9 protein-coding genes are annotated in these 22,795 nt (G+C 47.5%); 1 reads left to right on the top strand and 8 read right to left on the bottom strand.

Annotated elements, in window-relative coordinates:
- Window positions 1-10: 10 nt before the first annotated feature.
- The 3 genes from betA to betI are packed head-to-tail and all read right to left on the bottom strand — an operon-like array spanning window position 11 to window position 3,862.
- The gene (gene betA / locus R4537_RS03620; protein WP_071178785.1) at window positions 11-1,726 is read right to left on the bottom strand and encodes a choline dehydrogenase; all 1,716 of its coding nucleotides are present in this window, start codon (window positions 1,724-1,726) and stop codon (window positions 11-13) included.
- A 33-nt stretch (window positions 1,727-1,759) separates the two neighbouring features.
- Window positions 1,760-3,232 carry a betaine-aldehyde dehydrogenase gene (gene betB / locus R4537_RS03615; protein WP_001173284.1) on the bottom strand — a complete coding sequence of 491 codons (1,473 nt, stop codon included), beginning with the start codon at window positions 3,230-3,232 and terminating at the stop codon, window positions 1,760-1,762.
- Window positions 3,233-3,250: 18 nt separating this feature from the next.
- A complete protein-coding gene (gene betI / locus R4537_RS03610; RefSeq protein WP_001127140.1) occupies window positions 3,251-3,862 on the bottom strand; it encodes a transcriptional regulator BetI in 612 nt (203 codons plus the stop codon).
- 260 nt (window positions 3,863-4,122) lie between these two features.
- On the opposite strand from betI, the gene R4537_RS03605 reads away from it, so the two are divergent.
- Entirely contained in the window at window positions 4,123-5,787 is a 1,665-nt protein-coding gene (locus R4537_RS03605; RefSeq protein WP_231799497.1) for a BCCT family transporter, read from the top strand.
- Between the two features lie 84 nt (window positions 5,788-5,871).
- On the opposite strand, the gene R4537_RS03600 is transcribed toward R4537_RS03605, so the two are convergent.
- From R4537_RS03600 to R4537_RS03580, 5 genes are read right to left on the bottom strand one after another with little or no spacing between them, the layout of a single operon-like run.
- Window positions 5,872-7,527 carry a (2,3-dihydroxybenzoyl)adenylate synthase gene (locus tag R4537_RS03600; protein WP_071178784.1) on the bottom strand — a complete coding sequence of 552 codons (1,656 nt, stop codon included), beginning with the start codon at window positions 7,525-7,527 and terminating at the stop codon, window positions 5,872-5,874.
- Window positions 7,524-8,918 carry a salicylate synthase gene (locus tag R4537_RS03595; RefSeq protein WP_001273874.1) on the bottom strand — a complete coding sequence of 465 codons (1,395 nt, stop codon included), beginning with the start codon at window positions 8,916-8,918 and terminating at the stop codon, window positions 7,524-7,526. The genes R4537_RS03600 and R4537_RS03595 overlap by 4 nt, the downstream gene beginning before the upstream one ends.
- Window positions 8,911-9,783 carry a thioesterase II family protein gene (locus R4537_RS03590; RefSeq protein WP_071178783.1) on the bottom strand — a complete coding sequence of 291 codons (873 nt, stop codon included), beginning with the start codon at window positions 9,781-9,783 and terminating at the stop codon, window positions 8,911-8,913. The genes R4537_RS03595 and R4537_RS03590 overlap by 8 nt, the downstream gene beginning before the upstream one ends.
- Complete coding sequence (locus R4537_RS03585; protein WP_033932011.1) at window positions 9,780-10,880, bottom strand: Gfo/Idh/MocA family oxidoreductase; 1,101 nt, start codon at window positions 10,878-10,880, stop codon at window positions 9,780-9,782. Before R4537_RS03585 ends, R4537_RS03590 begins: the two co-directional genes overlap by 4 nt.
- Complete coding sequence (locus R4537_RS03580) at window positions 10,867-22,776, bottom strand: hybrid non-ribosomal peptide synthetase/type I polyketide synthase (RefSeq protein ID WP_071178782.1); 11,910 nt, start codon at window positions 22,774-22,776, stop codon at window positions 10,867-10,869. Before R4537_RS03580 ends, R4537_RS03585 begins: the two co-directional genes overlap by 14 nt.
- Window positions 22,777-22,795 lie beyond the last annotated feature (19 nt).

Here is a 22,795-nt window from a genome sequence, read left to right as displayed (position 1 = left end):
GGATGATGAGTTAGGCCATTATCGCCGAGGAGAAATCAACCACAGCACGAACAGGTTCGGTTCTAGTTGGGACTCCATTCGCTTGGTAGTAGGCTGCTGTACTGCGTGGTAATGGGGTGCGCCCACGAATTTTATCAGCTATTTTTTCGGCCATCATAATAGTGGTAGCATTCAGATTTCCAGTGATAATAATGGGCATTATTGAAGCATCTACCACGCGCAGTTTTTGAACTCCATGGACCCTTCCTTCTCCATCGACGACTGACATATCATCTTCGCCCATTTTACAGGAGCATGAAGGATGAAAGGCGGTTTCAGCATGTTGGCGAATAAATGCATCCAACTCAGCATCACTCTGCTTATTGAGCCCAGGGCTCAATTCTCGGCCTCGGTAGGGGTCAAGAGCTGGTTGATGGATGATCTCGCGAGTAATACGAATGGCATCACGAAATTCCTGCCAATCTTGTTCTGTCGACATATAGTTAAACAAGATACTGGGATGCTTGCGGGGATCCCGAGAGAGTAATTCTACTCGGCCACGGCTTGGAGAGCGCATTGATCCGACATGCGCTTGGAAACCATGTTCTTGAACAGCGTTACTGCCATTATAATTGATGGCCACCGGTAAAAAATGAAACTGGATATTGGGCCATGCAAATGAATCCCTAGTACGAATAAATCCCCCTGCTTCAAAGTGGTTGCTGGCACCAATTCCGGTTCCATTCAATAACCATTTTGCTCCAATTTTGGGTTGATTCCACCACTGCAGTGAAGGATAGAGGGAAATGGGTTGTTTACATGAATATTGCAGGTACATTTCTAAATGATCTTGTAGATTTTGACCAACACCGGGTAAATCATGCACGAGAGGAATATTTAGATTTTTGAGTAAAGCGGCTGGACCTACACCTGAGCGCTGTAACAATTGGGGCGAAGCAATAGCGCCAGAACAAACTAAGACTTCACGTTTAGCTCGAGCCTCAAGACCATTCGGGTTATTTCTAACTAAATAGCGGATACCTGTGGCTTGTGTGCCACTGAATAAGATTTTGTCAGCTAAAGCATGAGTGACGATCGTTAAATTAGGGCGATGCTTAGCTTGGTCGAGATAGCCTCTCGCTGTACTAGAACGACGACCTTGCGGTGTAACTGAGCGGTCCATGGGGCCAAAACCTTCTTGCTGATAACCATTCAAATCATCAGTGATAGGGAACCCGGCTTGAGAGCCTGCCATGACCATCGCTTGGAAAAGAGGATTATTATTGGCTTTGGGAGTAGTGACGTGAACAGGTCCCTGATCGCCATGATAGTCATTAGCTCCGATATCACGGCATTCAGCTTTACGAAAGTATGGTAGGCAGTCAAGATAGCTCCAATCGGCTAGGCCTTTAAGTTTAGCCCAACCATCAAAATCCATCGCATTACCACGAATGTAACACATACCATTGATAAGTGATGAACCACCAAGCCCTTTACCTCGACCACACTCCATTCTTCGATAATTCATATGTGGTTCTGGATCGGTTAAATAGGCCCAGTTGTAGCGTCTTCCCTGTAATGGGTACGCTAATGCTGCTGGCATTTGGGTGCGAAAATCAAGGCGGTAGTCTGGTCCACCAGCTTCCAGTAGTAGCACACTAACGTCACTCTCCTCGGTTAGGCGTGTCGCTAACACGTTACCAGCAGAGCCAGCGCCAATAATAATGTAATCGTATTCCTTAGACATGTGATCTCCTTATATAGAGGGATAGGCGCTGAGTTAGAAAATAGAGTTAAAGTTATCCAGCTCAACTTGTATTGATTTAATTCGGGTATAATGCGCAAGTGTACTCAGACCATTTTCCCTACCGATGCCGGATTGCTTATAGCCGCCTACTGGCATTTGAGCAGGAGATTCACCCCAAGTGTTTATCCAGCAAATACCCGCTTCAAGTTGATGAATTATTCGATGGGCACGAGCTAAATCCTGTGTGACCACTCCTGCTGCCAAACCGTAGAGCGTTTTGTTGGCTCGCTGGATAACTTCTTGTTCATTCTGATAAGTCAAAATGCTCATAACAGGACCGAAGATTTCTTCTTGCACAATCTTCATGTCATCATGGCAATCAGTAAATACGGTAGGGGCAATGTAAGCGCCTTGACGGAATTCTCCTTCGGTAACTCGATAGCCACCGGTTAACAAGCGAGCATTCTGCTCTTGACCGGATTTAATGTATTCAAGTACTCGCTCAAGGTGAGTAAAGCTAACTAATGGGCCAAAATTGGTCTGTATGTCTTGGGGGTTACCTAAGCGAATACGTGCTATCCGTTCAAGGATTTTTCCCTCAAATTGAGCTTGTAAATGGTGAGGGATAAACACTCGCGTGCCGTTGGTACAGACCTGTCCTGAACTGAAGAAATTCGCCATCATGGCAATGTCAGCGGCCCGATCAAGGTCTGCATCATCGCAGATGATCAGCGGCGATTTTCCTCCTAGTTCCATCGTGACGTCCTTCAGCGAGGAGCTGCAAGCCGTAGCCATCACCTTCTTCCCTGTCGTCGTACCACCAGTGAATGATATTTTTTCTATAGCGGGATGTTCAGTAAGCCAATGGCCAACCTCATGACCATAACCGGTTAACACGTTAAACACGCCGTCAGGTAAACCCGCTTCTGTATATATTTCTGCTAATTTAAAAACACTCAGTGGGGTGACTTCACTTGGTTTGAAGATCATGGCATTACCAGCCGCTAAAGCGGGGGCTGATTTCCACAAAGCAATTTGGATGGGATAATTCCATGCGCCGATACCCGCTACGATGCCTAATGGCTCTCTACGGGTATAGACAAAACTGCTGTTGCGTAATGGGATTTGCTCACCTTCGATGGCAGGAATCAAGCCTGCATAATATTCCAAGACATCGGCACCAGTGACGATATCAACGGTAAGAGTTTCAGACAGTGGTTTGCCCGTATCCAGTGTTTCTAGGTTTGCCAGTGGCTCATTTCTTTCACGAAGTAGGTCAACAGCTCGACGTAAAATACGAGAGCGTTCCATTGGGCTCATTGCGGCCCAAATTTTCTGGCCTTGCGCTGCACTTTGTACTGCTCGCTCAACGTCCTCCTGAGAGGCTTGTTGTACCTTAGCTAAGACCTCGCCATTGGCTGGATTGACGGTGTCGAACAGGTTTGTGTTGCTTGCCTGTACATAACGACCACCAATATAAAGTGGTTGTTCAGGAAATAAAGCCATGGTGTAAATCCTTTTTTACTAGTGGTGATTTAATGGGCTAATCGTTGGATTAGCGAATTGTTGTTGTAAATAGTTGTTAGCGATTAATAGTGCTTGTTTGGTATCGAATTGAGTTCCACTGAGGGCACCGCGAAGCCATAAACCATCAATCAGAGCAGCAAGACCACGGGCTGAGGTTTTTGCACTAGCAGCAGGTAAAACTCTGCGAAATTGGTAACACAAGTTCGAATAGAGGCGGCGATCATTAATGATTTGTAGTCGCCGTAACGCGGGGTGATGCATGCTGCATGCCCAGAAAGCCAACCATGTCTTCATTGCGGCCTCGTTAACCTGTGTAGTATCGAAGTTTCCTTCAATAATGGCTTTTATGTGTTCATGGGCCGAATCATTATTTAATGCTTGCTGTCGCTGCTTAACTGCCGATCTGAGTGCTGACATTAAGTGGCGCATAGTGGCTTCTAATAGACCATTTTTATCTTGGAAATAATGGCTGATGATGCCAGTAGAAACCCCAGCTAAGCGGGCGATAAGTGCGATGCTTGCTTCATTTATACCCACCTGATCAATGGCTATTAACGTGGCGTGAATCAATTGCGCTCGACGAACGGGTTGCATTCCGACTTTTGGCATTTTCCCTCCGATAACAAGCTCATTCTTCGAACGAGCACCGAATACAGTATATGAAATCAATACTCTTTTTTAATTGAACGTTCAATTAACATAAGTGTAATATGCTATAACAAAAAATAAACAAAGTTAACATTTGAGGTGGATTAGGGGTGGAAAATATGCATTGCTGAAATTGGTAAAATTAGTCTGAGCCAAGGGAAGGGGCTACTTGGCCCCACTGTAAAGCGCATTCACGATGCCGTTATAGAGTGGTGTGCGGGATGAATAAGAATTTATTGCATAGGGACAACATGTGCATGACAACAGCACCGTTGAAAATAGCTAAACCCGTTGGATCGAGGGTAAATCCGATCGTCTTTTATGGTTCCACATCTCTTATTTTATTGTTAACGGCTATATTGGTTAGCTTCCCGGATGAGGCAGGCAAATGGCTCGGTCAAGTCCAAACCTGGCTATCTCATACTTTTGGTTGGTACTACATGCTGGCCATCGGCGCTTATCTTTTCTTTGTTTGCTGGATTGCCTTTTCTCGATTTGGCCAATTAAAACTGGGTGCAGATCATGAACAGCCAGATTTTAGTTACGCGGCATGGGCTGGCATGCTGTTTTCATCAGGAATTGGCATTTCATTACTGTATTTTGCAGCGTCTGAACCGATAAATCATCTTTATCATCCGCCTGAAGGCGTCGCAGGTTCTGCGCAGGCTGCCCGGCAAGCCATACAATTAATCTTCCTCCATTGGGGGATTCATGGCTGGGCGATTTATGCTTTAGTTGGTTTGGCCGTGGGGTATTTTGCTTATCGTCATCAGCAGCCTTTGGCTCTTCGTTCGGCATTACTACCGCTTTTGGGGAAAAGGCGTATACAAGGAATGGCTGGTCATGCCGTCGATTGTTTTGGGATTTTTGTTACCTTGGTCGGTCTAGTAACCAATCTAGGAATCGGGGCGTTACAAGTCACCTCTGGATTAGAGTATCTTCTGGATATTCCTCACTCACGAAGTACATTGCTGATTGTCTTATTGGTGATGAGTTTAGTGGCCACGCTGGCCGCTATTTCAGGAGTCGAGAAGGGGATCCGACGTCTTTCAAACCTTAATATCTTGCTATTCAGTGCACTACTTTTATTCGTTTTATTTTGTGGGCCGACCCTCGAACTCCTCAATCGTTTTGTGCAAAATCTTGGAGATTATGCGAATGGCTTAATTTTGAAGACATTTGATCTCTACGTCTATACAGATTCAGCTTCAGGCAACAATGCAGAATGGCTTGGCTTATGGACGCTTTTTTATTGGGGATGGTGGATATCGTGGGCACCATTTGTTGGTATGTTTATTGCGCGAATCTCTCGGGGTCGAACGATACGTGAGCTAGTGTTTGGTGTCTTGTTCATACCACTTGCCTTTACTCTGATGTGGCTCTCTGTATTTGGTAATAGCGCAATGGATTTGGTGCTCAATCACAATGCAACAGCGCTTGCTCAAGCAGCCATCGAGCAACCCTCTATGTCGATTTATCTACTGTTAGAATTTTATCCATGGGCGAAAATCGTTATTGGGATGTCGGTTTTTGTCGGATTCGTACTTTTCTTGACACCTGCAGATTCAGGTACAGTGATGCTTGCGAATCTTTCTCGTCGTGGGGGAGATTTAGATCAAGATGCTCCACATTGGCTGCGTATCTTTTGGTCGTCTGCGATCACCGTTGTAACTATCGGTTTACTCTTTGCCGGCAATTTTGCTGCAATGCAGACGGTGGTAGTACTTGCAGGGCTCCCATTCTCTGTGATTCTTATCCTATATATGATTGGTCTTTATAAAACCATGAAGGCAGAAGAGCGTGAACCAACGCGCTCTCCGGCCTGGATTGAGAGTCATCTGAGTTATGAAGAGGCTCAAGTTAATCCACAGCAAAATGCTATTTGATCGCATGTGAATCAAAATCCGAAACCGTGGTCTCGGTTTCGGATTCTTGAATGGGAGATGGCTCTTTACCCCATGACTAGGGCTTCAAGTAGCAAGGCTATAATCAGTCTGAATATCCAACATCCAAGGTGTCCCATTGGGGCCTAAAATCGCTTTTTTATCTATTTTTCCGACGGCGGTTTTGGGCAGATGGCTGACTATATGTAGTTCATCAGGAAACTTAAATGAGGCGAGATTACGCTCTTTTAAGAACTGACGAAGTGCTTGTAATGTCAATGTTGAGTCTTTGGAGATGAGTGCGACACCGATCCGCTCGCCTAAATAAGAGTCGGGTACTGCAACCACTGCGACCTGGGCTACCTGAGGGTGAGCTAATAAATGCTCTTCAATTTCATCCGTAGCAATGCATTCCCCAGCTCGATTGACCACATCTTTGATCCGTCCGGTCACGGTTAGATATTGGTCACTATCCATGCGCACTTTATCACCACTACAGTAAAAACCGTCCAGAGTGAAAGCTCTCTGATTGTGTTCATCCGCTCGGTAGTAACCACGTAAAGTGTAGGGACCTCGCGTCAGCAATTCGCCTTCTTCTCCCTCACCAACAGGATAACCTTGAGGGTCGACCACTCGAATTTCATCGAGTGCACAGACTGGACGACCTTGTCGAGACGCAATAATTTCAGGATGATCACCCAAGCGAGTGCAACAGATAAGGCCTTCTGCCATACCAAACACTTGTTGTAGGGTATTGGGGAAGGCTTTTTGAATGGCTAAAGCATCAGTGTAGGCCAGCTTCGAGCCTCCAACTTGTATCAAGCGTAGGCTTGAAAGATCGCTTTCTTCCCATTGTGTGGCTTCTGTCCATAATTGAGCTAAGGATGGCACCAAAGCGGTGGCGCTGATTTGGTGCTGTTCAATTAACTCAAAACAGTGGTCTGGCCCCGCGTGTTGGGTAAACACGACCTTTCCACCTTTGGCGAGCACCCCTAAAAAGCCCGGGCAGCCGAGTGTGAAATTGTGTGCAGCTGGCAGCACGGCAAGATAAACATCCCGCTCATTTATCTCACTTGCCTGACAGCAACAACGAATATTGAACAGGTAATCGTTGTGGGTGCGAGGGATAAGCTTGGGTAGTCCTGTCGTGCCACCAGATACCAGAAATAGAGCAGGGTGGTCTGGATTTATGGTAGGAGCTATCAGTGGTGAGTGAAGCTGAATATTATTAAGAGAATGGTGGTTACCGTGCTCACCAAACAGATAAACCTGCTGTAAGCCTTGGCAGTTGGCTATTAAGTTATTTGCTAACGTCGCACCTTGAATTTCTTCACTAATATACGCTTTGGCATCGCCGAGCTGAGCCAAATGTTTGATTTCAGAAAGCCCATGAGCAGGCAGCGCCAAAATAGGTACTAAACCAGCTCGTAGAGTGGCAAAAAGAGCGATTGGCAAACGGCAAGTATTTGAGAGTTGGATCACCACGCGCTCACCCACTTGCATTCCATCGGTTATCAAACGATGCGCGATACCATCCGCAGCGTTTAACAGTGCTTGATAAGTTAGCTGATGATGCTCATCTAGCACGGCAATCTGCTCACCGTATTGTTCAACACCTTGAGTTAATAGGCACCAAAGCGGTGCGTCTTCCCAAAGTCCTGCTTGCTGATAACGCATCGCTTGTGCGGTTTGGTAGCCGATAAAGCCTTGGAGTAAATCTGCTGTCATTGGCCGGTTTTTCATGCGACTGCCTCACTGATTAAGGAAGATGGGTTCTGTGCATCGCTGGTTTCAAGGACTAAATGATTGAGTACACAGGCCATTTTTTCACAAGTTTCTTCCCATTCTCGCTGAGGATTAGACAAACTGATAATGCCAGCTCCGGCTTGAAGCCGAGAAACAGAACCCGTTTTGTATCCCGCCCTTAACACCAAAGCCGCATCGAAAAATCCATTGCGGTCTGTAATGAATACGCTACCGCTGTACAGTTTTCTGGGTTGTTTCTCAAAACGAGCAATCGCGGCAATCGCCTCACGTTTAGGAATGCCAGAGGCAGTGATGGAAGGAAAGAGGACTCGGAATGCATCCCATGCGGATTTGTCTGTGGCGAGCTGACCTTTTACTCGTGATGCTAAATGTTGCACGCTACCTCTTTCTGATACGGTCATAAATTCGGACACATGGACGCTTGAGGGATCACAAACCTGTTCGAGCTCTTCGATAGCTAGCTTGACGGAAGCGGCATGTTCGGCAATTTCTTTAGGATCGTTAAGCAGTTCGTTCTTTAGCCTTGCTGCATCGGTTTTATCTTGTGGCAATAAGCGTGTTCCGGCCAACGGTTGGGTGCTCAAGGTCCCTCGCTCATCGACTTCTAAGACAGTTTCTGGTGAAAAACCAAATGCTTGCACGTTATTGAGCTTGAGCATGAAAGAGCGAGCAGGTGTGTTGTTCATTCTACCGTTAATAAAGCTTTTGGTTATGTCGATATTGAAGGGCAGTATTGCTGGCCGGGACAAAATCACTTTCTTGTATTGGTTGGTCTTGATTTCATTGACCGCTAAATCGACCGCCTGCTGATAGTGATGTTTCACTTCAAGGCCACCAACAATATCCTGTTGAGAGCAGGATTTACTTTGCAGAGGCAATGGCGACGGTAAGTGTGATACTCGAGTAATGATGGCTTGAATTTGCGCAAGTAGTGAGCTTTCAAAGGTACGAACGATAACGTGAGTGGTCGTAACGCGTAATTCGGTTTCGGCTACAAACAATTCCAGCAGTGGATGTTCACACTCTTGTTGTGGTAAATCGTGAGCGAAGCGACTGAATTCAAAATCAGCGCGGCCGAAGAGTCGCCAGTCCTCTCCACTCAGAGTTTGGGTTGCACGATGAATATATTGACACAGATGATGAGGGTTTACCTGTGCGACCTTTCCTTCAAAGTCACAAACTTCGCTTCTATGGTTGACGGTTAATTGCAGTCGTTTATTGATGCCGATCGCCCATTCATTCTCATGCTCATAGACCAGATATTCATGACAGAAAGAGGCCGAGGTCAGTTCGGCAACGAGTTGGAGTGGATGACATTGATGTTGCAATACCAAAGAATGTAAATATGCCGTATGAATGTTAGCCATGTTGTTCTCCAGAAACGTGAGAGTAATTTATTAAGGTTGTTGGTCGATGCTCCGACCTTGTTACTGTTGGTTCGCTAATCTTGCTGAGAAAGTGTTCAGGGGTTGCTGTGATGTAAAAGTGGTCGCCTGATATGGCTATCAGTGTTGGTTTGTCATCGATTGGCATCAACCATGGTTGCCATGCAGCGACTTCGGACTCCCAAGCTTCAGGGTCATGTTCGCCAAACACGAGTGTGCATGGGGTGTACTGTAGACATTTCGATGCTGTAACTTTTTGGTGGTAGTTAACTTGTTGGTGGTAGCACTCTGTGGCTAAAAAATCCGCTCTCAACATGGGTAGAAACAGCGGGAGTAGTTCAGGGTGCTGCTTGAGTATCGGACTGCCGCTGCCAATCTCGATCAGTTGGTCAATAAAGTCATCATCATTGAGTTGGCTCAATCGTCTTCGACTGCTTAAATGCGGGGCATGGCAGGCAGAAAGGATCAGATTTTTGATCGGTGATAGGGCTCCAAAACTGCTCTCAAATCGATGACATACTTCATAGGCCACTTGTGCCCCCATGCTATGTCCACAGAGTATTATTCGAGTCTCTTTAGTGAAGGTTTGATCCGCTATCCAAGTCCTCAATCCCTCAGCAACATCCTCTGCTATTGCTTCGATACTCGTAAGGGTGGGCTCTCGCATTCGATGATCTCTGCCGGGGTAAGTGGCCAGCAGTACCAGCGTTTCTTTTGCTAGTGCATTGCAGTCAAGTGACATCCATGTTTTAAATGCACTTAAACTGCCTCCAGCAAAAGGACAAATAATCCATATTTCACGAGGTTGGGCACCACTCTGATAAAGTGTTTTGAACACCTGATTCATATCTCCACCTCTTTGGTCACTGCGCGATTGAATCGAAATGAAATTCGTGGTGGTGGAGTCATGGTCCTTTCTTGGGGTTGTCCACATAATGTGAGAATGTCTTCCCACAGTTGAGCAACCTTGAGTTGGTGACAGATCAGCAATAATGGCGCGGTGTCTTGCCCATCAATTAAACGGCAAAACTGCTCTAAAGTGTTGCATACCCCTTCAGGTCCGAATTCTTCAAACAGGTCTTTAACGAGACAAGGTTGGTCGTAAAGTGTCTGCGTAGTCGGTTGATTGAGATAGTCTCCTTCAGCGAGGCTGACGACCTGATACAGGCTTTGCTGGTTATTCTGGTGCTTTTCGGCATGAAGCGCTGGTGTCCAATGTATCGGGCCATAGCTATCAACCATCGAAAGATAGCCAGATTCCCACCCTAACATAAGACGATGCATGGCGAGGCTGTGCATATCTGGATCTTGTGGGTCCAGATAGTTTTGTAACTGCAACAGATAATCACCGTGAGGAGATTGAAGACTAATCAGATCAAAACGGTGTTGTTTGCCTAATTTTATAGGTTGAATTTTGCCATCGCGGCCTAATGCCAACAGCAGTAAATCCAATGTTGAGTAAAGCAACTGCCGACTTGTCGTAATATTGCCGTAGCTGGCGGGCTGGCGCATTTGCAATGCGACTTGCTGTGCGCTTGAAATCATGGTTTGCCCTGCTTGAGACGAACTATAGAAACTATTGACTCGGTATTGGACTCCACATTGCTCTGCAAGCGCATGATGCCGTTGTAATTCTTTCGCCGACACGGGATGCTCTTGCAAAACATGAATATGACGTTTGAGCAGCTCTTCGACCAATACGTTACCGCCCCCACCGATAACGGAGGCGCGAACAACCACGCAGGCAATAGCAATATCCTGAGGCAACTGTGACACCTTTTCATACAGTGGTATACCAAAGGCAGTGGCCAGATTCTTTGAACGCAGGCTACCTTGGGACAGAATCCCTGCCAGTTCGAGATCTGGATGAGATTCGATAAAGGCATTTAGGTACAGTTCGCCAAATTTAGCCCCAACGATAATGACTTTCTTACGACTCTTCATTTTCTAGCTCTTTTACGTTTTGTTGGTGGAACGAATTTATTGAATGTGAAGGGTGGCCGAGCAGAGTAGAGATCTCGTGCGCCAGTGTTTTTACATGAGGTTGTTGTAGTAGGGTGTAGTGATCTCCCTGCATGCGATGAATGATGGGATGACAGCAATCACTCCAACCATGGCAGCGGCGTTTTGCCATCTCAGGATGTTGGTAGCGCATAAAATCAAGCTGTGAATGGTTTTGTGCGCTATAAAGTGTGACGGGGAGCGTCTCCAAATAAGGTGGCTGATAGTCGAGCATGGCACGCAAGTTTTGCTGATAGATTGCTAGCAAATCAGCAAAACTTGCACTGTCTAATAAGCCTGATCCTGTCTCTAAAAATGCCTTGGCAAGCTCTGCGCAAAATTGCGTCTCTGATTCGAAGTTCGAAATCACATGCTCTTTCAGCGCCGGGAATCGGCCAATACAATCCGCGTAGAAGTATTGGCGGATCGACGCCTCGGTTAATCGCTGATTTGGGTTTTGGCTTGGTTTATAACTATCAATCAAGATGCAGTGGCTGACCTCTTCGCCCTGTTCCATGAGTTGTCGAGCCATTTCAAAAGCCACTACTCCCCCAAATGACCAACCTGCCAGCTGGTAAGGGCCAGTTGGCTGTACGTGGCGAATCATAGATAGATAGTGTGCGGCTAAAGCCACAATGTCGGTTTTTGGCGCAGATTTATCGTGCCGATCTGGGTAGGCAAGTCCATACAAAGTGATCTGGTTGAGCTCTTTAGCTAATGCCTGATAGCTCAATAAGTGTCCGCCAATCGGATGCACAATAAAGAGTGTACGGTTTCGGTTACTGCCATTTGATGAGAGTTTTACTGGTGCATGATGGAGCAGTTGAGTTTGCTCTGTCAGCAAGGTGGCGAGGCGCTCAACCGTATCATGGGTTTGTAACTGCCCTGCAGTGAGAGCAAGGTTTAAACGGTGATTGATTTGGTTAAGTAAGCGCACGGCGATCAATGAATTTCCGCCTAGGTCGAAAAAGCTCTGATTGGCCGGAATCGGTGCAAAATTAAGGCATTCAGACCATATCTGAGCCAGAAGTTGTTCCTGCTGTGAGTGCGGTATGCGTAATTGTTCTGCGGCAAGATGGGCATCTGGGCGCGGTAGTGCAGAACGATCCACCTTACCGTTAGCCGTCAATGGAAGGTGCTCTAAGGTTATGATCTGGCTTGGACATAAGTACTGGGGCAACAGTCGGCGAGCATGATCCAGTAAAGCCTGATTATCACGTCGACTGTGGGGGGCGTACTGAATATAAGCCACTAAACGTGCACCATTTTGTGCCGTTCTGTCTGGCTGAACGATGGCATCTAGGATGTCTATTCCGCTCGCGTTGAGTGCACATTGACGTAGAGCATTTTCCACTTCACCAAGCTCAATACGATAACCGTTAATTTTGACTTGGTGATCGTTTCTGCCCAGAAACTCAATGTTACCATCCGGTAAATAGCGGCCTAAATCCCCCGTTTTATACAAGCGTTGGCCAAGAGTTGGATGCTCGATAAAAGCGAAGTCGGTCTTTTCTTGATCATGCCAATAGCCGCGAGCGAGACCACGTCCACCAATGTAAAGCTCTCCCGTAACCCAATCTGCACAAGGATTGAGTTGTTCATCGAGCACATAAAATTGTTGATGAGTGAGCGGTTTTCCATAGGGAATACTGGTGTGTGTGGCATAGCTTTTCTCAATCGGATAGCAGATAGACCAAATGGCGGCCTCGGTAGCACCACCTAAGCTGAGCAATTTAGCCTGAGGCATAAGGGTATTCAGTCGGTCTGGTAAGTTGACGGGTATCCAGTCGCCACTCATCATGATTTGACGTAAATGGGGCAGCGGATTTGATCGATTTTCTAGTAAATCTACCAATAACTGTGCGAAGGCTGGCACACTATTCCACACCGTAATCGCTGACTGCTGAGCTAAATGCAGCAGTGCTTCAGGATCTTGACTTGGCGATGTCTGTGGTATTACCAATCTTGCCCCACAGCTTAGGGTGGAGAAAATATCAAACACAGAGAGATCAAAATTGAGAGAGGAAATCGCCAATACTCGGTCACGATGATCGAGTGCAATACGCTGGTTTATATCGAGCAGGGTATTGACTACGGCACCATGCTCCATCATTACCCCTTTAGGTTGGCCAGTGGATCCAGAGGTGAAAATGACGTAAGCCAGATCGGTCGGTTGGTTTGCCACAGGGATAAAATGCGCTTGGGCTTCTGTCATTAACGCAGGGATTAGAACTCGATAGTCATCGGTGCGGCAAGGCTCAGAGCTATCGCTGATAATGGTTGAGACTGCTCCTTGTTTAAGCAGAGCTTGGATACGAGGTTCAGGATAAGCGCCATCAATGGGCATATAAGCTTTCCCTGCCAACAGAATGGCGAGAACAGCGACTACCTGTTGCCATCCTTTGTTCATCACAACCGCCACTAATGATGCATCATCTTGTTGTTCGATAAGCTGCGCAGCTAAGTGCTGAGCGGAAAACCAAAGTGTTTGATAAGTCAGTTCTAGTTCGCCTTGCTCAATCGCAATTCGCTGTGGGTGCTGTTCCACACCGAACCTTACTAAATCGCACAATGTCGCCACGCAAGCCGTAGTTTGGTTGTCTAAAACCAATTTGAGTTCACCTTGTGTTGCATTGACTTGATCACGCTTCTGCTGCTGTGCAGAGGGGAGTTCTAGGGCGAGAGGCAGTTGCCAGTCTCGGTTTGTAAGCGTTTCTAACGTGTGGGTATAAGCGGCAAACATGGCTTCAAAGACACCGCTTTTTAAGTAGTTTTCTTGAATCGTCCATTTGATGATAACGCCGCCGCATGGTGACGGAATCAACATACTGTCAAGGTAAACATGGGGGGTTTGTGCACCAAAGGCATTGAGCTTGCAATAAGGTAATGGTCTATGTTGCCCAACCGATAAGGTGTCGTTAAACACCACTGGCATGCCCGCATTGATATTATGATTATGGCGGTTTTTTTCAGTTAACACCGATTGACCATCAAATAAGGAATGTGCCATATCATCGGCCATCTGCTGTTGAATTTGCTGAACAAATGCGAGCAATGAACCGGGTTGGATTCTTACTTCAAGCATGGATGTGGTTGAAAGGTTGCCAATGACGTCGGCGGATTGAGGCAGCATAGCTGGACGGTTACTGTGCAGTATATTGATCGCAAAATGCTTCTGGGCACTCCAATGACTGATCACAAGGCAAAATGTGGACAGCATACTCATTGACGGCAATAAATTATGGGCAAATGAGACGGCTTGGATCTGACTCCACTGTTCGGCACTGAGGTGGTAAGTAAGTACACTTTGTGCTAAATGCTCTGAGCGTTTATCCGCTAACGGCAGTGCTGGAGCTTCTGGTAGCGTCGGTATTCGGTTAAGCCAGTAAGCTTGAGCTTGTTGGTAAGGCTCAGAGTGTTTGAGCTGTTCAAGCTCAAGGAGATAGTTGTCGATACTCATCGTTGGCACTGCCAATTCGATACTCAGATCGTCATACAGTGCAAACCATTGTTGAAAAAGAGTATTGAGGCTTTTGCCATCAGCTACGACCAAATCGAGTATCAAATGTACCAAAGAGGTCTCGGCGTCTACTTGCAGGATGCTGATATCAAACAGAGGCCATTGATCTGTTGCTACACCGTGGGCGGCGATCTGTGTCCTTGCCTCATCAATCCAGTGCGTTTTTTGTGGCTCATCCCATGAGCTTAAGTCGAGAAACTGTGGTTGATACTCTGGCACTTGGCGATGAATATGATATTGACCAGCATTGATTTCACCGCGTAACTGGTCGTGTAATTGCACCAGTCGATTCCATGCTTGGGTGAGTCTCAGACGATCAAGATGCTTAATTTCAAGTTCTGCATAGAAATGGGCAACCCCATTTCCCAAGGAAAACAGGGCATTTTCACCAAGCCAGTAGGCATTTTGTAGCGGCGTGAGTGGGTAATGTCGAACGCAAACGCCATTTTTCTGTTGTGGTGTATTATCTTGGGAGCCAAGGATGGTGTTTGGCTCAATACTGTCCGTTTCAACGGTTGTCGTTGCAGTCGACGGAGCACTCTCAAATTGGCAACAGAAGTCTTGGAATTTCGGATGCTCAAACAAGGACTGTAAGCTCGCTTGTTTGATTCCCGCATGTTGTAGTGCCACGATCATCTTTGTTGCCATTAAACTATCACCACCGGCAAGGAAAAAATCGGTGTCGTGGTTAATCTCACCATGTAAAAACGTTTGCCATATACTTTTTATCTGTTTTATTTGTTGCTGATAGGACTCAGACTGACCTAAGGTCTGCGGACGATGTTGTGGACGTTTTTGGGTTACTATCAGATGCTGACGTAATGCCGATACCTCACTGTTGGGATAGCTCAACTGTGGCTCTAAACCTTGTTCCGCCAGCAGGGCAAGCCAAGCAGGTTGTGTGAGCATGCCACTTCCACTGGATTGACGAAAATCATTGAATGCGTTGATTCCTTCAATAAATCCAACCGTCGCCAACTGCATTGGGCTGTGTTGATCGGTCGCCTCAATCAAAATCAAATAGCCATCATCGGCCAGAAGAGCGCGGAGACCTTGTAAACATTTTGCGAGATCGATGGCATCGTGCAGAACATTGACGGCCAAAATAACCTGATATCCACCATCCATTTTTAGTGCTTCATCAATGGGCTGATTAATATCAAATAGCCCATAGCTTACCTGTGGGTACTCAGACAATAGTTCGCGTGCTTCATGAAGGAACAGACGAGACACATCGGTAAACTGATAGTGGCGAATCGTTGAAGAGGCGAGGCTTAATACCTCTCGAGTGGTCGCTGCAGTGCCAGCACCGACTTCAAGTATATTCAAACCTTGCGCCTGCTGTTGGCCAAGGGCATAAATGGCACGCGCGGCACTTAAATTCAATATTTGCAGTGATGGATTGCAACGGTAGAGGCTATCGGTGATCGCCGGGTCAGAAAATAGTAACTCGAGTGCAGAGTGGCGACCATTCAACAAAGCCGGGTGTTGCTTGAGGCAATCCTCAAGATAAGTATCCAAACGCTGACACCAAGCTTGTTGAGGCAAAGGTAACCCCGGTGCTTTGGGGAAATCGTCTTGGAAGCGATACTCTCCATCCTTCTCCGTCAGCACGCCCTCTCGGCATAACTGATCTAACCAAAGTTGGATAAGCTTATGATGTTTATCGGTTACTTTAAGTTGTTGAATAATTTGTGGTGCGCGATGGGTTTGCTCTGGCGAGGTAAATAATTGGTGATTGCGTAAGGTTGCCCAGATCCCACACAGTGCCCGATGCTCGAGCTGCGCCCACGCTTGCGTCACCTCTTGTACAATCTGCGGTGAAATTTCGGGGAGAGATATGTTGTGCCAATCAAGGGTGGATTCGGCGATGACGTGATCAGGCGGCAGAAGGGGGGGCAGAGGCTCTGGTTGAGTCAATGATCGCTCGAAAAACTGCGGGTCTGCCGCACACTGCTGCAGCAAGCTTAGATATTGGTTGAATAAGTTTTCCAACAGATCTGGCGCCAGTACGCCGGCCATGCAATACCAGTTGAACGCCAAATCACCTTCAATTTCCATGATTTGATGATCAAGCCAGACTTGTGGGGTTTGACTCAGAACATAAACCGGATCCCCCAGTAAATGGGTCATGGCTTGTTCGATATCCATGCCATCCATCGACATTCCCAGCATGCTAGTAAATACCACCGGAGTTAACGGCAGTGCCGCTTCTTGCTCACTGAGCTGACCGGAGGATTTCCAGTGTTTGGCTAGTTCGCGGATCACCTCAACCCCATTGACTTGACTATGGCCTAAGCGTTGCCAAAGTTTGCTTTGGGTTTGCAAGATACGCTGTTTCAAATCGGTACTTGAGTCGTGTTGGAAATCCATTAGAAGGACTGAGGTGAAGTCACCAATCAGATCTTGGACGGCCTCATGAAAAGGTTGACGGTTAAAGAACGTCATGTTCAACGTAAAATCAGGGCTTGCAGTCCAATTGGCCAAGGTATGTGCAAATAGGGTCAGCAGGCCTGCTGAAGGGGTTACCCCCCATTGTTGCCAAACCGATTTTAGCGTTTGCCATTCAGAGTCGCTAAGGCGGCCTTCTAAGGTAATAAATTCCGGAGCATGGTGTTGATAATCCGGGTTCAGTGGCAACTGAGGCGCTTTAGGCAGAGTTGGGATCGTTTGTTGCCAGTAGTGCCATGAGTTTTGCCACTCGGCGGAATGGCGTAACGTTTGCTCATGCATCACGTAGTCACGGAAAGTGATCGGCAGAGGCTCCAAGTCTTTGCCTTGATAGGCGGTGGCTAAATCATCCATCATGATTTTGAAGCTTTGTACATCAAACTGCAGTAAGTCGAGGTTTAGGTGCAAACGCACTTTGTGCTCTGATAAACGGCTGAGTTGGACATCAAAGAGTGGCCAAACATCTGCAGCCCGTACCTGATGACGCATTTGTTGGCGTATTTGCTCAAGCTCAACGTGTTGTGCTTCTTCTGAGAGTGAACGTAAGTCTCTCTCTACAATCGGAAAATAGTCAACCTCAGCGTGAACAACTTGTTCTCCTGCATGATTGACTGTCATGCGCAGCATGTCGTGACGCTTGATTAAGGCATTCCAAGCGGCTGCAAATTGTTGTGGGCTAAACTCGGTAAGATCCTTATCCCACTCAAAGACGACGTGACAGGCAATACCGCCATATTGAACCCAGGGTTCACGACCAATCCAATACGCGTGTTGAATAGGCGTGAGTGGGAAGGGGGTATAGCGGTTGTGAGGATCGCTCACAAAGTGTGTGAGCATTGAATCTGATTCTGGTGCAGCAGGGACACGGGCGATCGCTTCCACCAAACCTGAAATGGTTAAGTTTTGGTAGGCTTGTTCGGCATCGATCTTGACTGCGAACTGTTTTTGAATAACCGCACTAAGCTCAAGAAATTGCAGAGAGTCTAAACCTAATTGCAGTAAATCTTGATCGACTCGGATTGGTGTATCGTCACTCATACCCAATTGGTAACGAAGTCGTTCGGTTAACCATTGGCCTACATCACTCACTGTGGAATGCGTTAGCGGCTTGGGTGATACCAAGCAATCTATGGTATCTGTCGTATCTATTGCTGTGTTCAATGGGTCAAGATAAGGCTGGAAATTAGCATGCTGAGGTTCGATATTCATTGCCAGTACGAAAGGAGCGCCACTGAGCAGACTCTGACTGATCTGCCACAAACCTTCTTGTACCTTTAAGGTATGCATACCTTCTTTGGCCAGTGTATCGAGAAGCGCTGAATCGGCGGTCATTCCTATGCTATCCCAAGCTCCCCATCCAATACTCATCACACGGCAACGGCTGCTGCCCTGTTGGGCGAGAGCATAGCCATCTAAGAAGGCATTGGCTAACGCATAAGCACCTTGTCCAACCGCACCTAGTGACGCTGCGGAGGATAAACCCAGTAAATATTGGGCTTCTTGTGCTTCAAGCCACTGGTGTAGTGCGACAAAAGCGTGGCATTTGGTTTGAATAAGTAGGGCAGATTGCTGAGGATCCCATTGATTGATAAGGCCTGCTAGCGATGTTCCCGCAGCATGAAACGCACCTATGATAGGTAAAGTCCGCGGCCAATCATTAAGCATTCGTTGCAGCTCCCCTTCTTGGCTCACATCGCAAAGCAAGGTCATCACCTGACAGCCGAATCTGGCTATGGTTTGGCAAAACTCAGGCCAATCGCTGGGTTCTCGTCGCCCAATCACCGCAATATGGCGGGCACCGGATTGTGCTAGCCATTTAATGATGTGTCGGCCTATGCCCCCCATACCTCCAGTGACAAGATGCCAACCTGAAGTCGTAAACCAAGAGGAAGGGATGAGGTCAGGCACGGTTTTGGCGTGCACCAATTGAGGTATCCAGTAGCTGTGGTTGCGATAAGCTATCTCAGTCGCTAGATGGAAAGGAGCAGAGTTTAAAGCCTGACTCAGAATCAGGGCTTGATGGTGATGATTCTCAAAAGACGGCTCAATATCAAGTAGATAGATACCTTGCTGTTTGTGTTCCGCGCGAGCAACTCGCAGCAGAGACATCAGTGCCACTTTCTCGGCAGCAACACTTTGCGTTGCATCTGTCGCCATGGCTTGTGAGGTCAAAACATACAGCGTTGTAAAATCAGCGCTTAGTGATTGGATGACTTTTTCAGCGCACTCGACAAGCTCACCATCAGGCAATACGAACAGGCTGACCGTCTCATTGACACGGTAAATCTCCCCTTGACGCTGTAGGGCTTGTTGGAGATCAGACTCACTAACGTTGAGCCTAGCTTGGCTCGCGGCGACTGGCAGCCACTGCCACTCATAGCGCTGATGGGGGCTTGGTAACAGCGCGTGTGGTTGAGAATCATCAAAGTTTGGGGTTTGAATCTGACCTATCCAAGCCCATTCTCCTGAAGTTAAGCATCCTCTTAATTGGTATTGGACTTGTCCCCAGAGTTGAGTCGTTCTGTGTACAACCAGTTGCGTTATTGTTTTAGGGTCAAGAGATGGCGCTGCAACAATCAACCAGTCGCTACGCTCTTCTTGTACGAAACTCGGCATATGCAGGGTGATGAGTTGATGCCAGTCTGTTTCTGTTGGTGTCATTACCCAATCTACATAGAGCAACTGCGTTTGATTGCTGAATGGTAATGGTATTGCTAGGTTTGGCTGAATCGAAGGAGTCAGTGGACTGAGCAAACGCTGTTTTATTTCTGCCACTTGTTTTTTTAGTTGCAGTGGCGAAGTGTGATAACAACGTAATACTTGCATAAGGCGCGCCGGAGTCTCGCACAAGGCTCGGATATCGCTCAATGGCACTGTCGCTGGCTCTTGATTGGTGGCCAAAGCATCACGCAGCCATTGTGCAACCACGTCTGTGGTTGGCAAAGACACGGCGGTGAATTGATAACACTGATGCCTTTGTTGCAAGTAGCCGTGTTCAAGTAAAGAGTTTAAAAGTGTTGTGATCAGATCGCGATGTTTTGGTAGCAAACGTCCCCCTCGGATCAGATCGCGCAGGGTAAAACGAGGCTGAGCCGTACAAGAGTGAATCAAATCGCGGATCACACAACAGCGCAGCATCGGATAGAGAGCCGCGATTGTGGTGGGTGGCGGTACGCTCAAGGTTTGCTTAGGCAGTGCAGTTTCGATTGTTTTGACATCGGAGGTTGGATACCAATATCTCTGTTCATCGAACACATACAGAGGCAATCGACAAGGTCGACCCTGCAGCGCGAATAGCGCGGACCACTGATTGTTGCAGCCCGCGACAAAAAGAGCGGCTAAGAGTTCAGTTTCTAAACGATGTGTAGGGATGCTAGGGTGAGAAGTACCTAGCCATACACAATCTGTTGACCATGTTTCACGTTGCCCCATGGCTGTGAGGTGTGCACTTGGCCCCATTTCGACCAACAGCTTAGCCTGCTTGGCTAAGGCCGACTCTATTGCACGCTGGAATTGTACAGAATCACGGACATGACGGGTCCAATACTCAGCGTTGAACGATGTCGCATTATCGGCGACCTGTCCTGTGACACTAGAAATCAGAGGTATAGTACCTTGCTTTGCGGTTATGGGAGCCGCAAACTCATGAAACGACGCTAGCATTTCATCCAATAGGCGTGAATGTGCGGCGCAGGATACGTCTAACTTTTTATAACGAATGGCATGCTTATCAAGTTCCAGAATCGCGTTGTCGACATCCCGTTGATGGCCAGAATATACCCAATGCTGCGCGCCATTATGCGCGGCCAGATCGAGTTCGCGTAAAGCCGGTATCGTCTCTAATGTGTTTGGCTTAGCGAAAATCGCTAACATAGAGCCCGCTTGGCGTTGCGCACATAAGTGCATCAGCCGTCCTCGTTCGCTGACAAGCGCAATCGCTTGTTGGTGAGTGAGGTATCCTGACACCACACAAGCAGAAAATTCACCTACCGAATGGCCCATCACCATATCTGGCCTAAACCCTTTACTTTGCCAGTGAGCGGCCATCGCGATTTCAAAAGCGACAATCGCTAATTGTGCGTAGTCGGTACGTTGGAGTAATTCTGTGCGGTGACCGAATAACGCATCAGTAAGCCGTATTTCTAAGCTGCCGAGCGCATATTGTTGACTCAGTTCGATGCTGTCACGAAATGCGGCGCTGCGGTGATATAACTCTTGTCCCATATTGGCCCATTGGCTGCCTTGGCCAGTAAAGCACCACACCACCTTGCCTGTTGCTGAAGGCTGGCCAACATGTAAATCACGGCCAGCTTGCCCTGTTAGCGCGAAATCACGTAGGGCCTGAATTGCCGCAGAATTGCAATCAATTGCCAGTCGATAGGGGAGATCTAATGCTCGCTTTAACATGGCGGAGTAAGCAATATCACTGTGGTGTGTTGGCTGTTCTAAGCGTGTGGCATATTCACCGGCCAGTTTACGTAGCGAGGTTTCACTATTGGCGGAGATCAGTAGTTTTGCATTTTCGGATCGAGGATTGAGGGGCGTAGGATCCGCCAGCTCAGGGGCCGATTGCACAATCATATGGCAGTTGGTACCACCGATACCAAAGGAAGAGACCGCCGCAGTGCGAGTTTCGCTCAGCCAATCAATGGTAGTGGTCGCAAGCTGGAAACCAGAACCTGTAAGCTCTAGAGCCGGGTTAGCTTGAGAAACGTTGAGTGAGGCCGGGATTTTGCGGCGCGATACCGATAAAACAGTCTTGATTAAAGAGGCGATACCTGCCGCTGTGTCCAGATGCCCGAATCCGCTTTTTACTGAACCCAAAAAGCAGGGTTTGGCTTCAATGCTGCGTTGATAAGCTTGTTTGATGGCTCGAACTTCGATAGGGTCACCGAGTTTAGTGCCTGTACCATGAGCCTCGATCATCTCCACTTCATCGGGTAATACATCAGCCAAATGCAGGGCATCGGATAGCACTTGTGCTTGGCCTTTTACCGAGGGAGCGGTAAACCCCACTTTATCCTGACCATCGTTGTTGATAGCACTACCACGTAACAACGCCAGAATAGTATCACCATCGCGTCGCGCATCCTCCCAGCGTTTGAGCACCACACAGCCTAGTCCGTGACCACCAAAAGTACCACTAGCATCAATATCAAACGGGCGACACAACCCATCTGGAGAAAAGATCATACCGGGTTGGTACAAGTAGCCTGAGCTTTGAGGAAATGACACAGCGACACCACCCGCAATCGCCATATCGCATTCCCCCGAACGCAGACTTTCGCAGGCGAGGTGGCAGGCGACCAAAGAGCTAGAACAAGCCGTTTGAACAGTAAACGCAGGACCCGTTAAGTTAAATTTATGGGCGACTCGCGTGGCAAGATAATCTTTATCGTTACCCAATAAGGCTTGCAGCCCCTTGACTTGGCCAACTTGAGTGACATCAAAGTCGGCAAAAGAAGGGTAGGTACTGGTACGAATCGAGCCGAAGACACCCGTTTTCGATTGAATGGCGTTTGGTGCATACCCTGCATCTTCAAGCGCATGCCAAACTATCTGTAAAAATAGCCGCTGTTGGGGATCAATAGAGAGGGCTTCAGTGGGCGAATAACCAAACAAGCTTGCATCAAAGTAGTCTGGATTATCAATAATGGCACCGCTTGGCACGAAGTTCTCTTGCGCGGAAAGCGAAGTGGTTATTCCAGCCGCTTGTAGCTCTTGTTCCGAAAAATAGCTTTGCCCAGAAATACCATTCACTAAGTTGTGCCAAAATTGCTCCGCATTCGGTGCTTTCGGAAAGCGGCAAGCCAGTCCGATGACGGCGATGGGATCACTGTTGCCAAAGCAAGGGTCGAGAGTGTTCATGGTTATCCTCGTAATTCAG

Source organism: Vibrio paracholerae (genome assembly GCF_037672085.1).
GTDB lineage: Bacteria > Pseudomonadota > Gammaproteobacteria > Enterobacterales > Vibrionaceae > Vibrio > Vibrio cholerae.
Note: the sequence above shows the minus strand (reverse complement) of the source record. Positions and strands in the feature narration are given on the sequence as shown.